This is a genomic window from Promicromonospora sp. MEB111 (assembly GCF_030209445.1).
GTDB lineage: Bacteria > Actinomycetota > Actinomycetes > Actinomycetales > Cellulomonadaceae > Promicromonospora.
Genome location: NZ_JARVSD010000024.1, coordinates 27,105 through 40,476, shown reverse-complemented (window position 1 = coordinate 40,476; position 13,372 = coordinate 27,105). Strand labels below are relative to the sequence as shown.

Sequence of the window (13,372 nt, the reverse complement as noted above, 5' to 3'; positions counted from 1 at the left end):
CAAGCTGACCCTCGCAAAGTTGAGTCCACTTCACTCAACTACGGGCGTGGCTGAAAAGTTCCCGGCAGGATTATCGTGAGCAGCATGCCCTTCCATGCCGCCCTGACGGCCGACGTCGTGCTGCGCGAGCTCAGCAAGGACGATGCCGTCGCACTCGCCGACGCCTATGCCCGCAACCGAGAGCACCTCGCCCCGTGGGAGCCCGAGCGGCCCGAGGAGTTCTACACCGCCGACTGGCACCGGGAGCGCCTGTGGACCCAGGTCCTGGAGAACTCGACCGGCCGCGCGCTGTACACCGTGCTCGAGTCGGACGGCCTGATCGTGGGCCGGCTGAACCTCACCGACGTGGTGCACGGGGCCTTCGAGAACGGGCACCTCGGCTACTGGCTGGACGCCGGGTTCACCGGGCGCGGCCTGATGACCCGGGCCGTCGAGGCGCTCGTGGCCCATGCCCGGGACGAGCTGGGCCTGCACCGCCTGCAGGCGGCCACGCTGCCGCACAACACGGCGTCGCAGGCGGTGCTGACGCAGGTCGGCTTCGAGCAGATCGGGTTCGCGCCCAGCTACCTCAAGATCGCCGGCGAGTGGCAGGACCACGTCGTGTTCCAGCTCATCCTGCACGGCTAGCCGCGCACCGCCGATCTCCGCACGAACGATTCCGCACAGCGGAATCTCATCGGCGGGCCGCAGCAATTCGCCCCTGTCAACAGGCGCGACGCCCTGACGTGCGGTACACAAGGGTGCACGGCCGAGGCCACAGGGGGTGGGGCATCGGACGAGTACCCCGCGGGCCTGCCCGCGGGTGGCTGATGCCCGGGACTCCGGGCCCCGACCGGGGGAGACCACCATGGCAAGCATCCACGGGAGCTCGTTGTCGATCGCGCTCCTGACAGCGCTGCTCGATCCCGAGGAGGACGGTCTCAGATCACCTCACGTCCAGGACCTGTTGCAGGAGGCGCTCGAGACGCGCGAGGACGCACGCGACGTGATCGTCGCGCTGCTCGCGTCGTCCGGGTCGATGCTGCGGCAGATCAGCTACCACAACGAGCAGGAACCGCTCGAGTCGCTGCAGAAGGTGGCCCTGGGCTTCCAGCGCAAGGTGGTCCAGCTCCCGAGCTGAGTCAGCCCACCACGGTCCGGGCCGCCACCGACTCCGCGTCACGCAGCACCCGCAGCGTGTTGCCGCTGGTCAGCTTGCCGAGGTCGGCGTCGGACCAGCCGTTGTCCGCCAGGGCCGCGAGCAGGCGCGGGTAGCCCGTGACGTCCTCCAGGCCCTCGGGCAGGTTGGGCGTGCCGTCGTGGTCGCCGCCGAGGCCCACGTGGTCGACGCCGGCGACCTCCCGGACGTGCTCGACGTGCGCGACGACGTCGGACAGGGTGCTGCGCGGCTGCGGGTGCTCGTCGCGCCACCGCGCCATGAACGGCTCGAACGCCCCGAGGTCCGTGTTCGCGATCCCCTCCTCCACGGCGGCCCGGGCGCCCTCGGCCCGCCACTCCGCCACGGCGGGCGACACGAACTGCGGCACGAACGTCACCATGCACACGCCACCGTTGGCGGCGAGGGTGCCGAGCACGTCGTCGGGCACGTTGCGGGGGACGTCGCAGACGGCGCGGGCGCTGGAGTGGCTGAAGATCACGGGGGCCGACGTGACCCGCAGCGCGTGCCGCATGGTGCCCGCGGAGGTGTGCGAGAGGTCCACCAGCATGCCGATGCGGTTCATCTCGCGCACCACGTCCTCACCGAACGGCGAGAGGCCGCCCAGCACCTCCTCGTCGGTGGCGGAGTCCGCCCACGGCACGTTGTCGTTGTGCGTGAGGGTCATGTAGCGCACGCCGAGGGCGTGCAGCATGCGCAGCACGCCCAGCGACCCGTCGATCGAGTGGCCGCCCTCGGCGCCCATGAGGCTCGCGATGCGGCCGTCGCTCCAGGCCTGCTCGACGTCGGCGGCCGTGCGGGCGAGCCGCAGGCTGTCCGGGTACCTCTCGGCCAGACGGTGCACGCAGTCGACCTGCTCGAGCGTGGCCGTCACGGCGGCGCCGCCCTGGAGCTTCGAGGGCACGTACACGGACCAGAACTGGGCGCCCACGCCGCCGTCGCGCAGCCGGGGCAGGTCCGTGTGGGTGGTGGTGAGCCGCTGGGCGATGTCGACCGCGTCGAGGTCGTAGGACGACTGCTCGCGCAGCTCCCACGGGAGGTCGTTGTGCCCGTCCCAGACGGGGTGCTTCTCGAGGAGCGCGGCGAGGCGGTCTGCGGTCGTCATGCGGGCGACGCTACCGCGCCGCCCGGACCCTGCTGAGCCGCACCTGGAGCTCGTAGGTGGTGAGGAGCTCGCCCGCGTGCCGCACGAGCAGACCCGTCCGGGCGTCGACGTGCTCCAGGTCGGTCTGCTGGGTCGCGACGGTCGTGTACCCGGCCCGCGCCTCCCGCACCTGCCGCCGGGCCGCCGACCGGTCGAGCAGGCCGCCCGCTGCGATCCCGGCGACGGCGACCGCTGAGGGCACCAGCGCCCAGACCCAGAGCCCCGCATCGAGGAAGAGCAGGACCAGCACGAGGACGGCGGCGGTCATCCCGGCCACCGTCGCGCCGAGCGAGAGCCCTGCGAGCTCGGCCTCGGACCTGCCGGGCAGGACGTCGCGCCGGATGCCGGGGTGCCACGTGTCGGCCAACGTGCCTCCAGGTCTCCGTGCGGACGGGTCTCGGCAAACAGGTCAGGCCTGCAGGTCACCCCTCGGTGACCTGCAGGCCTGACGGTAGCGACGTCAGCTCACCCGCTGCCAGGTGCAGTTGCCCGTCTCGAACCCCTTGGCCGTCGACGGCAGCGTGACCGTCGTCGGCTCGGTCACCGAGGCGTACTCCACGAGCTGGTCACGGTTCGCGTCGGCGGTGAACTCCTTCATGATCGCGTAGTAGCAGCCGCCCCCCTCCCCGTCGGCCGGACCGGTGGTCACGTAGGTGCCGCGCTGGAGCTGGTCGCCGAGCACGTAGACGCCGTTGTTGAACGTGCGCGTCTTCGGCGCCGCCATACCCGAGTAGTACTTGCTCCACGCGCCGCAGTCGTCGGACCAGAAGCCGTAGTCGGTCGACTTCACGGTGGCGATCCGCTGGCCGAACCCGTAGTCCCAGCCCAGGACCTCCGAGCGGGACTCACGCTGCCAGGAGCAGAAGCGCGTGCCCGCCTGGGCCACGTAGGTGCCCGCGGGGACGCTGCCGCTGCCCACGAGGTACCCGCCGTTCGCGGGGATCACCGCGGCCGGCTTGGCGACGGCGCCGGTGGGGCCACCGGTCCGGACGACGGTCGCGTACCCGAACTTCCGGGCGGTCACCACCACCGAGATCTTCTTGCCGAGCTGCGGGCCCTTGACGGTGTACGACGAGCTGGTGGCGCCCGAGATCGGGACGCCGTCGGCGAGCCACTGGTAGGTGAACGCGGGCGACGGCTTCCAGGTACCGGTCTTGACCGTGAGCTTCGCACCTACCCGGGCGCTGCCCGAGATGGTCGGCGTGGGCGACGCCGAGAACTTGGCGTCGACCGTGGAGTGGGCCGAGGTCACGGACTTCGTCGAGATGCCCGGGCGCTTGCCCGTCACGGTCACCGTGAGCTTGCGCCCGTCGTACGACGCAGGGATCTTGAACGTCGACCTCGTCGCGCCGGAGATGTTCTTGCCGTCGACCTTCCACTGGTACGTGGTGGTGGTGCGCGCGGGCGTGGCCGGCGGGGCGACCGCGGACACGGTGGCGCCCGGGTAGGACATCCCGGAGATGCGCGGCGCGGCCATCACGAACGCGCCGTAGCCCACCGTGACGGCCGGGCTCGTGCGCGACTCGGGCGTGTAGCCCGCCCGCTTGCCGGAGATCGTGACGGTCAGCTGCTTGCCGCGGTGCGTGCTGGTGGGCACGAAGGTGAAGCCGGTGGCGCCGGAGATCGCCGCGCCGTTCGCGAACCACTGGTACGTGAACGTGGTGCCCGAGGTCCAGGCGCCCGACTTCGCGTAGAGGGTGGTGCCCACCTTGGCGGTCGGGCTGATCGTCGGGGCGGTGGAGGCGAGGTCACCGATGCCGATGGGCTCGGTGGGCTCGCTGGTCACCGCGGTCGGCAGGTAGCCCTCGGCGGAGCCGACGACGGTCACGGTGATGCGCGCGCCCGCGTCCGCCGGCTGCGGCTGGTACAGGAACCTGTTCGCGCCGGAGATCATCGCGCCGTCACGACGCCACTGGTAGGTGAAGTCGGCCACCGGGTCCCAGACCGGGTCCGGGTCCACGACCAGCGCGCCGCCCACAGAGGGCTCGATCGCGTGGATCACGGGTGCGGGCGTGGCGGCGAACGTCTGCCCCTGCGCCGCCTCGTACGCCGCGAGGACGTCGAGCTTGCCCTCGCCCCACACGTTGTTGTCGTCGGCGTTCCCGCCACAGGAGGTGTCGTTCACGTCCTTGGCGGAGCCGTCCAGGAGCGCGCGGGTGGCGGGCACGTTGCCCACCAGCGCCGGCACGGCGTCCCACAGGAGCGCGACGGCGCCCGCGACGTGCGGTGCGGCCATCGAGGTGCCGTCCCACTGCTCGTACCCGCCGCCGGGGACGGCCGAACGGACCGACCCTCCGGGCGCGGCGATGTCGGGCTTCACGGTGCCGCTCTGCCCCGGACCGCGCGAGGACCACGGGGCGATGGCGCCCGTGGGCGTGAACGCGCCGACCGAGTACGACGCCTGCCGCGAGCCCGGGCTGCCGGAGGACTCGCAGCCGAACTCGCCGTCGTTGCCGTTGGACCAGGTGCTGAAGATGCCCGCCGCCTCCCAGGCGCCGATGACGTCCTCCATGAACGGGTCGCTCGACAGCGACAGGCCCCACGAGTTGTTCACGACGTGCGGGCGCTTGGCCGGGTCGGCGCCGGTGCCGTCGAGACGGGTCGGCGCCAGGAGCCACTGACCGGACGCGATGAGCGTGGCGTCCGCGCAGTCGTCGGCGCAGCCGTTCGCCGCGATCCACTGCGCACCGGGGGCGACGCCGATGTTCATCGCGCCGTCGTCGGTGCCGACCATGGTGCCCATGGTGTGCGTGCCGTGCCCGTCGTCGTCCCGGGGGCTGGTGGCGCCGGCGCCCGTGGAGTCGAACCAGTTGTAGTTGCTGCCCGACGTCGCGCCGCGGTACTGCGCGGACAGCGCCGGGTGGGTGCGGCTCACGCCGGTGTCCAGGCCGGCCACGACGATGCCGTCGCCGGTGAAGCCCTCGGCCCACATGTCGTCGGCGTTGATCGCCTTGATGCCGTACGTCGAGGTGGCCGCCGCGTCGGGCACGGCGCCGTCCGTCGACTCGGGCTCCTCGAGCGCGTGGCGCGTCGTCGGGCGCACCTCCAGGACCTGCGCGTCCGCCGCGAGGTCGGTCGCCAGCTCGAGCGAGCCGTCCTCGACGAGGATCGCGTTGGTGGCCCAGTACGAGGTGTACTCGGTGCCGGACTCCTCCAGGGCGGCGATCGCCTGCTCCTGGGACGCCTCGGCGGCCGCCTTGAGGGTCTCGTACACGTAGTCGCCGCGCTCGGACCAGCTCGTGATGCCGCCGGCCGCCGACAGGTCGGTCTCGCCGGCGAACCGCAGCCAGAAGTCGGTCTCTTCCTCGGCGCGGAACGCCTTGGTGGCCGCGGTGGTGATCTTGTCCGCCGGGTCGACGGCGCCGCGCGCCACCTGCGGGGCCGCGGCGGGCCGGGACGACGGTCCGCCGTCGTCGGCGGGGTCGGGCGCCGCGACGGCCGCGGCCGGGGAGGCGAGGAACGCGACGGTCGCCGCGGAGGCGACGGCGCGGGTCACTAACGTGCGACGAGACATAGGGCCGCTCCGAAAGGGTGAGGGGTGCCCCGTCACGGGCGGAGACCCCGCCGGCCACGGCAGGGAAGACAGCCGCACACTAGCGGCCGGACCGCCCGCAGACCGCTTAAATTGCCAGAAATCACCCGTTCGGGCTCCCGGCGGGGGGAAGCGCTCTCAGCGCCGTCCGCGCAGCCGGTCGATGTCGCGCCGCTCCCGCTTGGTGGGCCGCCCGGTGCCGCGGTCGCGCAGCCCGACGGCCTCGCGCTCCACCCGCGTCGGCAGGGCGGGGCTGTGGTCCAGGTACGCCTTGACCGCCAGGGGTGCTCCCACGCGCTTGAGCAGCAGCTCGACGACCTCGATGTCCCGGTCCCGGAGCGGGTCGCGCCACGTCACCCGGTCGCCGACGGCGACGGACGCCGACGGCTTGGCCACCTTGTCGTTGATCCGGACCCGGCCGCTCCGGCACAGCTCCGCCGCGACCGACCGGCTCTTGGTCAGCCGCACCGCCCACAGCCAGACGTCGATGCGCACCGCTCCATCCTCCCACCCCCTCGCCCCTCGTCGAGTGCCGGGTATGTGTTGTTCCCAGGGCCGGGAAGCTACACATACCCAGCACTCGACGAACGGGGTCAGTCGGGCTGGACCCGGACCCAGCGGGCGTCGGCCGGGGTGACCTCGTGCACGTCGCCCGTGATCGCGACCACCCGGCGGGCCGACGGCGGCAGGACGGGCTCGGCGCCGTTCGGCTCGTCCAGGTCGGCGATGCCCTCGGCCACCACCCTGACAACGTTGTCAGCCGCGTGCGCGCCGACCCACACCTCGACGTCCCCGGGCTCGACGATCCGGACCATCTTGCGGTCGCTGAACGCGAACCGCGTGGTCGGCACGTCGAACGCGATGGTCGTCGACTCCCCCGGCGCCAGGTCCACCCGGTGGTAGCCGAGCAGCTGCGTCGTGGGCCGTGCCACCGAGCTCACCACGTCGTGCCCGTAGAGCTGCACGACGTCGGACCCGGCCACCTCGCCCGTGTTCGTCACCGCGACGACGGCGCGGAACGTCCCGCCCGCCTCGACCGACGGGTCCACGGACACGAGCTCGCGCTCGAATGTCGTGTACGACAGGCCGAACCCGAAGGCACGCACCGGCGTCGAGTCGGTCGACGTCACCTCGGACGCCCCGCCCAGGATCGGGTGGAGGTACGAGTAGGGCTGCGCGCCCGCCGACCGCGGCAGCGACACGGGCAGGCGCCCGGACGGGTTCACGCGGCCCGAGAGCACGCCCGCGAGCGCCGTTCCGCCCTCCTCGCCCGGGAAGAACGCCTGGAGCACGGCACCCGGCGTCCGGCCACCGGAGCCGTCGCCGTCGAGCGCCCAGCCGATCGCGTACGGGCGGCCGGTGAGCAGCACCATCACGACCGGCCTGCCGGTGGCGAGCACCGCCTCGACGAGCTCGCGCTGCACGCCGGGCAGGTCGAGCGACTCGCTGTCGTTGCCCTCGCCCACGGTGCCGCGGCCGAACAGCCCGGCCTGGTCGCCCACCACGACGACCGCCACGTCGGCGGCCTCGGCGGCGGCGACGGCCTCGGCGAACCCGGAGGTGTCGTCGCCCTCGACGTCGCAGCCCCGCGCGAACGTGAGCTCGGGCGCGTCCGTGCCGCCGAGCTCCGTGGCCAGGGCCTCGGCGAGGGACGGGATCTCGAACCCTGTGGGCACGCCGGGGTGGTGCGCCAGCACGTGGTTGGCGAACGAGTAGCAGCCCATCAGGGCCTCGGGGCGGTCGGCGTTGGGCCCGATCACGGCCACCCGGGCCGGCTTGTCGTGCCAGGAGCCGAGCGGCAGCACGCCGTCGTTCGCCAGGAGCACCACCGACTCCTCGGCGAGCCGCCGGGCGACGTCGCGGTGCGCGGGCGAGTCGAGGTCCACGACGGCGGGCGGCTCGTCCTCGTACACGTCCGGCTCGAGGAGCCCGAGCTCCTCCTTCTGCTTCAGTGCGCGCAGCACGGCCCGGTCCACGACCTCGACCGGCACCTCGCCGTCCTTGACGAGCGCGGCGAGCGGCTCGAGGTAGGCGTCACCGGAGGGCAGCTCGACGTCGACGCCGGCCTGCAGGGCCGCCGCCGCCGCGGCACCCCGGTCGGCGGCGATCGCGTGCATCACGGTGAGGAACGCGACGCCGAAGTAGTCGGCGACCACGACGCCGTCGAACCCCCACTGCTCGCGGAGCAGCTCCGTGAGGTACTCGGCCGACGAGTGCATCGGCACGCCGTCGACGTCGTTGTACGAGGCCATGACGGACCGCACCCCGCCGTCGACCACGGCCATCTCGAAGGGCGGCAGGAAGACGTCGGCGATCTCGCGCGGGCCCGCGCTCACCGGGGCGTGGTTGCGCCCCGCCTTGGACCCGGAGTAGGCGACGAAGTGCTTGAGCGTGGCGTGCACGCCCGCGCCCTGCAGCCCGCGGACGTACGAGGTGCCGACCGTGCCGACGAGGTACGGGTCCTCGCCGATGCACTCGTCGACCCGGCCCCAGCGGGGGTCCCGGACGACGTCGAGCACCGGCGCGAGGCCCTGGTGGATCCCCAGCTCCCGCATGGACTCGCCGATGAGGCGGCCCATCTCGGTGACCAGCTCCGGGTCGAACGACGCGCCCCACGCGAGCGGCGTCGGGAAGGTGGCCGCCTTCCAGGCCGCCAGGCCCGTGAGGCACTCCTCGTGGACCAGCGCGGGGATCCCGAGGCGCGTCTCGCGCTTGATCCGGCGCTGCTCGGCCCAGAGCCACGCGGCGCGCTCCGCCGGGTCCACCGGCCGCGTGCCGTACACGCGGGTGTAGTGCCCCAGGCCGTGCCTGGTGATGTCCGGGAGCGCGGTGGACCCCTGGCCCCCGGCCATCTCGCCCTGCATCGGTGCCACGACGTTGCCGCCCTGGTCCAGCCAGTACCCGACCAGCTGGGCCAGCTTCTCCTCGAGGGTCATCCGTGCGTGCAGGTCGCGCACGCGCTCCGACACCTCGGGCATCGCCCTCAGCGCCACCGGCAGTTCGGTCATCAAACGTTTCCTCTCGTGATCAGGCTGGTCGAAGGCGGGTCCCCGGCGGGGACCTAACCCTTGACCGCCCCCTGCAGCCCGTTGACGATGCGCTTCTGCATGGCGAGGAAGAACACCAGGGCGGGAATCATGGCTAGCGTGGTGAAGGCGAAGACGCCGGCGGTGTCGGCGGAGTGCTCCGACGAGAAGTCGGCCACGCCGAGCGGCAGCGTCTTCATGTCCGACTGGAGCAGGAGCAGCGGCAGCAGGTAGGCGTTCCAGGACCCGACGAACGCGAGCACGCCGACCGTGACCATGCCCGGCCCGGACAGCGGCAGCAGGACGCGCCAGAAGAACCCGATGCGGGACGTGCCGTCGAGCTGGGCCGCCTCCTCGAGCTCCTGCGGGATCGCGGCCAGGAACGGCCGCAGGATCACCACGGTCACGGGCAGCGCGAACGCCGCCTGCGGCAGGGCGACGCCGAGCCACGTGTTGCCGAGCTGCAGGTTCTGCGTGATGAGGATGAACAGCGGGACGATCGCCACCGTGGCCGGGAAGAGCAGGCCGACGACGAACACCATGAACAGCGCCTCGCGCCCCTTGAACCGGTACCGGGCCAGGGGGTAGGCGGCCATCACGCCGAGCACGACCGTGATCGCGGTGGTCAGCACGGCGATGACCGCCGAGTTGACGGCGTACTGCCAGAAGCTGGCGCTGGTCAGCACGCCCACGTAGTTGTCGAGCACCCACGGGTCCGGCAGGCCCGACGGGTCCTGGGCGATCTGGGCGTTGGTGCGGAACCCACCCAGCACGCCGTAGAGCACGGGTCCCAGGGTCAGGGCCACGACCACCAGGGCGATCGCGTAGACGAGGGGCTGGCTGCCCCCGTTCGAGCGCCGCCTCCGGGCCGGCTCGCGGCCGGTGTTCCGGGCGGTCGGGGCGCTCATGAGCACGTTCGTGGTCGGGGCGCTCACCGGGTCACCTTCTTCCTGCTGCGCTTCACCGTCACCACGTCGGAGCGCGTGTCCCGGCTCAGGACGAGCTGCTGGTAGAGCACCGCCATGACGAGCGCGATGACGAACAGGATCACCGAGGCCGCCCCGGCGATGCCGAAGTTCTGGCTGCGGGTGCCCTGGTTGATGAGGTAGGTCGCCATGGTGGTCGTGGAGTTGGCGGGCCCGCCGCCGGTCAGGATCCACACCATGTCGAAGAGCTGGAGCGAGCCGATCATCGACAGGAACGCCCAGGTGCGCATGGTCGGGCCGAGCAGCGGCACGCTGATCTTGCGCTGCGTCTGCCACCACGAGGCGCCGTCGAGCTGGGCCGCCTCGTACAGCTCCTCGGGGACGCCCTGCAGGCCGGCCAGGAAGAGGATCACGGCCAGGCCGAGGTACTTCCACGTGAGCACGATCAGCACGGTCAGCAGCGCGAGGTCGGGGTCACCGAGCCAGCCCTGCTCCGGCGCCTGGAGGCCGACGGCGCCGAGCAGCCCGTCGATCACGCCGTACTCCGGCTGCAGCAGCTGGAACCAGACCACGCCCGCGATGACCTCGGCGAGCACATACGGCACGAAGATGATCGTGCGCAGCAGGCCCTGGCCCCACATCTTGCGGTTGAGCAGCAGGGCGATGGCCAGCCCCAGCGGGAGCTGGAGCGCGATCGACCCGCCGACGATGATCAGGTTGTGGACGACGGAGTCGACGAAGACGTCGTCGCCCAGGACGGTCACGTAGTTCCGCAGGCCGACGAAGTCGGTCAGCGGCCCGAAGCCCTTCCAGCGGAACACCGAGAGCTGGACGGCCGTGACGATGGGCCAGACCACGAACAGGGCGAACAGCGCCAGGGCGGGCGTGACGAAGAATGCGATCTCGAGACGCTTGCGCCACGCAGAGCTCACTCTGCCGCGCCCGCCCCGGGCTGGTGCCGTCACCTGCTCACTGCTCCGCTTCGGCCGCTGTCTGGATGGCGTCGACGACGTCCTGCGGGCCCGCCTCGCCGGCGAACATGAGGGCGATCTCGTCGTTCATGGCACCACCGATCGACTGGCCGAGGCGCGTGTCGAGGTAGAGCTGCGTCACGCCGCCGCCGTCGCGCACCGGGATGAGCTGCGCGAGGGTCTCGTTGGCGAGCGAGCCGGTGGCCGTCGGGTTGGTCGGCAGGCCCATGTCGCGCTCGGCGAAGCCCTGCTGGACCTCGTCCGAGAGCAGGTAGTTGGCGAAGTCGACCGCCGCGTCGGGCGCGGAGGCCGAGACGGACCAGGCGTCGCCGCCGCCCATCTGGTCGGCGGGGTCGCCGCCCTGGCCGTCGAACGTCGGGAAGGCGAACCAGCCGAGGAAGTCGGGCACCGCGCCGTCCTCGGTCAGGCCGCCGGCCACGCCGGGCTCCCAGTGACCGGCGAGCTCCATGCCGACCTTGCCGGTCGCGAGCAGGCCGGACGCCGACGTCGGGCCCGACTGCGCCGGGGTGGTGAGGAAGCCCCTGTTGAAGGGCTCCTTGCCGATGATCTCCTCGGTGTGCTCCCCGGCCTTGATGAAGCAGGGGTCGGAGTAGTCGGCGCTCTCGATCGCGGCCTCGACCACGTCGTACGGGCACTCGCGGACCACGCTGTAGTACCAGTAGTGCGCGGCCGGCCACTTGTCACCCGCACCCACGGACAGCGGCGTGGTGCCGGCGTCCTTGAGCTTGTCGAGGTAGCCCTCGAACTCCTCGATGGTCGGGTTCGGCGACACGTCGGTGATACCCGCGGCCTCGAAGAGGTCCTTGTTGTACCAGAAGCCGACCAGGCCGATGGAGTACGGCAGGGCGTACACCTTGTCGTCCACGGTGTACTGGTCGGTGAAGTTCGAGATGTTGCTGATCGTGTCGGCCGAGTCCTCGGTGAGGTCGCGCACGAGACCGGCCTCGACCTCGGCGGCGAGCTCGCCGCCGCCGCGGCTCATGTAGACGTCCGGGATCTGCGACCCGTCGCCGGACTGGAAGGCCGCCTGCAGCTTGGTGAGCATGTCCTCGTGCTGCATGGCCTGGACGTCGACCTTGACGCCCGTGTCGGCCTCGAAGTCCTTGGCGACCTGCTCGTAGTAGGCCTGGCCCTCACCCTGGTTGGAGTTGTGCCACCAGGTGATCTCCTGGGCATCGGCGTTCTGGCTCGTCTCCTCGCCACCGGAACCGGAGCCGGCGCCGATGCAGCCGGACAGGACCAGGGCGACGGAGCCGCCGAGCGCGATCAGCGCCGCGCCGCGCGTTTTCCTCATCATTGTGGAATCCCTTGTAAGTCGTCATCGACGGTCGGCAGATGGCTGCCGATTGACGGACGACGAGGTCCGTCAAGCAGGAGCGTGACAGTCTCGCCATGGTTTCGTCAAACGGTTTCGATATCGATTTCGAAACAGATCGGCCCGTCGCACACACCACCTCGCCCGGATGTACTGTCTCTTCCGTGCACAGTGGGACAGACTCACCCGGGTCCACCGCCGGACCGGGTGACGGCGTGACGGACGGCCCCGGGACCCCCGGGCCGTCCGCCACCGAGGAGCGCGCGACCGGCCGCGCCACCATCACCGACGTCGCGCGCGTCGCCGGGGTCTCGGTCGCCACCGTGTCCAAGGTCGTCAACGGCCGGTACGGCGTGGCCGCCGCCACCGCCGAGCGCGTGCTCGGCGTGGTCGCCGACCTGGGGTACGAGTCGTCCCTGGTCGCGCGCAGCCTGCGCCGCCGGCAGACCAACGTGATCGGCGTGCTCGTGGCCGAGTTCGAGCCGTTCAGCACCGAGCTCCTCAAGGGCATCTCCGCCGCGATCGCGGGCACGGGCTACGAGCTCCTCGCCTACTGCGGCGACGCCGGCCGCTCGGACCACGTGGGCTGGGAGCGGCGCTCCCTGTCCCGCCTCGCGGGCACCCTGATCGACGGCGTGGTCATCGTGACGCCCACGCTCGCCCTCCCCCAGCACGACGGCGTGCCCATCGTCGCCATCGACCCGCACACCGGCCCCACGGGTCCGGCCACCGTCGACTCCGACAACCTGGGCGGCGCCCGCACCGCCACCGAGCATCTGATCGGCCTGGGCCACACGCGCATCGGCTACCTGGGCGGACGCGGTGACCTGGAGTCGGCCCGCCTGCGCGAGCTGGGCTTCTTCGAGGCGATGGAGGCCGCGGGACTCACCCCGGACCCGAGCCTGGTGCTGGAGGGCGGCTACCGGCCGGACCGGTCCGACCGGCCCACCCACGACCTGCTCGAACGCCCCGACCGGCCCACCGCGGTCTTCGCCGCGAACGACCTGTCCGCGATCCACGTCATCCAGGTGGCCCAGGAGCTGGGCCTGCGCGTCCCGGAGGACCTGTCCGTCATCGGGTTCGACGACGTCCCCGAGGCCGCCGGGTCCACCCCGCCCCTGACGACGGTGGCGCAGTCCCTGCACGAGATGGGCGCCGAGGCGCTCCGCATGGTCATCGCGATGCTCGAGTCCGGCCCCTCGGCCGGCCACCACACCCGCCTGCCCACGCGGCTGGTGCAGCGGTCGAGCACGGCGCCCCCGTCGGCATAGCCCCGCACGC

Annotated in this window: 11 protein-coding genes; 3 read left to right on the top strand and 8 right to left on the bottom strand. The window is 72.0% G+C overall.

Going from position 1 to position 13,372, the window contains the following annotated elements; genetic code table 11:
• Positions 1-84: 84 nt before the first annotated feature.
• The gene (locus QRN56_RS24855; protein ID WP_285107827.1) at positions 85-627 is read left to right on the top strand and encodes a GNAT family N-acetyltransferase; all 543 of its coding nucleotides are present in this window, start codon (positions 85-87) and stop codon (positions 625-627) included.
• A gap of 220 nt (positions 628-847) precedes the next feature.
• Positions 848-1,120 (top strand): hypothetical protein, encoded by a 273-nt coding sequence (locus tag QRN56_RS24850; protein WP_026366117.1) that lies wholly within the window; start codon positions 848-850, stop codon positions 1,118-1,120.
• A gap of 1 nt (position 1,121) precedes the next feature.
• Here the strand turns inward: QRN56_RS24850 and QRN56_RS24845 are convergent, their stop codons facing one another.
• From QRN56_RS24845 to QRN56_RS24810, 8 genes are all read right to left on the bottom strand, one after another.
• Positions 1,122-2,261, bottom strand: a complete 1,140-nt coding sequence (locus QRN56_RS24845) for a dipeptidase (RefSeq protein ID WP_285107825.1) — start codon at positions 2,259-2,261, stop codon at positions 1,122-1,124.
• Positions 2,262-2,271: 10 nt separating this feature from the next.
• Positions 2,272-2,667, bottom strand: a complete 396-nt coding sequence (locus QRN56_RS24840; RefSeq protein WP_285107823.1) for a hypothetical protein — start codon at positions 2,665-2,667, stop codon at positions 2,272-2,274.
• A gap of 93 nt (positions 2,668-2,760) precedes the next feature.
• Positions 2,761-5,814: a S8 family serine peptidase gene (locus QRN56_RS24835; protein WP_285107821.1), complete on the bottom strand. Its 3,054-nt coding sequence runs from the start codon at positions 5,812-5,814 to the stop codon at positions 2,761-2,763.
• A 156-nt stretch (positions 5,815-5,970) separates the two neighbouring features.
• Entirely contained in the window at positions 5,971-6,327 is a 357-nt protein-coding gene (locus QRN56_RS24830; RefSeq protein WP_285107820.1) for an RNA-binding S4 domain-containing protein, read from the bottom strand.
• A gap of 98 nt (positions 6,328-6,425) precedes the next feature.
• Complete coding sequence (locus tag QRN56_RS24825) at positions 6,426-8,840, bottom strand: beta-xylosidase/alpha-l-arabinosidase (protein WP_285107818.1); 2,415 nt, start codon at positions 8,838-8,840, stop codon at positions 6,426-6,428.
• A gap of 53 nt (positions 8,841-8,893) precedes the next feature.
• Complete coding sequence (locus QRN56_RS24820; protein ID WP_502928835.1) at positions 8,894-9,766, bottom strand: carbohydrate ABC transporter permease; 873 nt, start codon at positions 9,764-9,766, stop codon at positions 8,894-8,896.
• A 23-nt stretch (positions 9,767-9,789) separates the two neighbouring features.
• Positions 9,790-10,716, bottom strand: coding sequence for a carbohydrate ABC transporter permease (locus tag QRN56_RS24815; RefSeq protein WP_502928833.1), 927 nt, complete (start codon positions 10,714-10,716; stop codon positions 9,790-9,792).
• Positions 10,717-10,753: 37 nt separating this feature from the next.
• Positions 10,754-12,073 (bottom strand): ABC transporter substrate-binding protein, encoded by a 1,320-nt coding sequence (locus QRN56_RS24810; RefSeq protein ID WP_285107813.1) that lies wholly within the window; start codon positions 12,071-12,073, stop codon positions 10,754-10,756.
• A gap of 182 nt (positions 12,074-12,255) precedes the next feature.
• Here QRN56_RS24810 and QRN56_RS24805 point away from each other — a divergent pair, with 182 nt between their 5' ends.
• Complete coding sequence (locus QRN56_RS24805; RefSeq protein WP_285107811.1) at positions 12,256-13,362, top strand: LacI family DNA-binding transcriptional regulator; 1,107 nt, start codon at positions 12,256-12,258, stop codon at positions 13,360-13,362.
• The last annotated feature ends 10 nt before the right edge of the window (positions 13,363-13,372 follow it).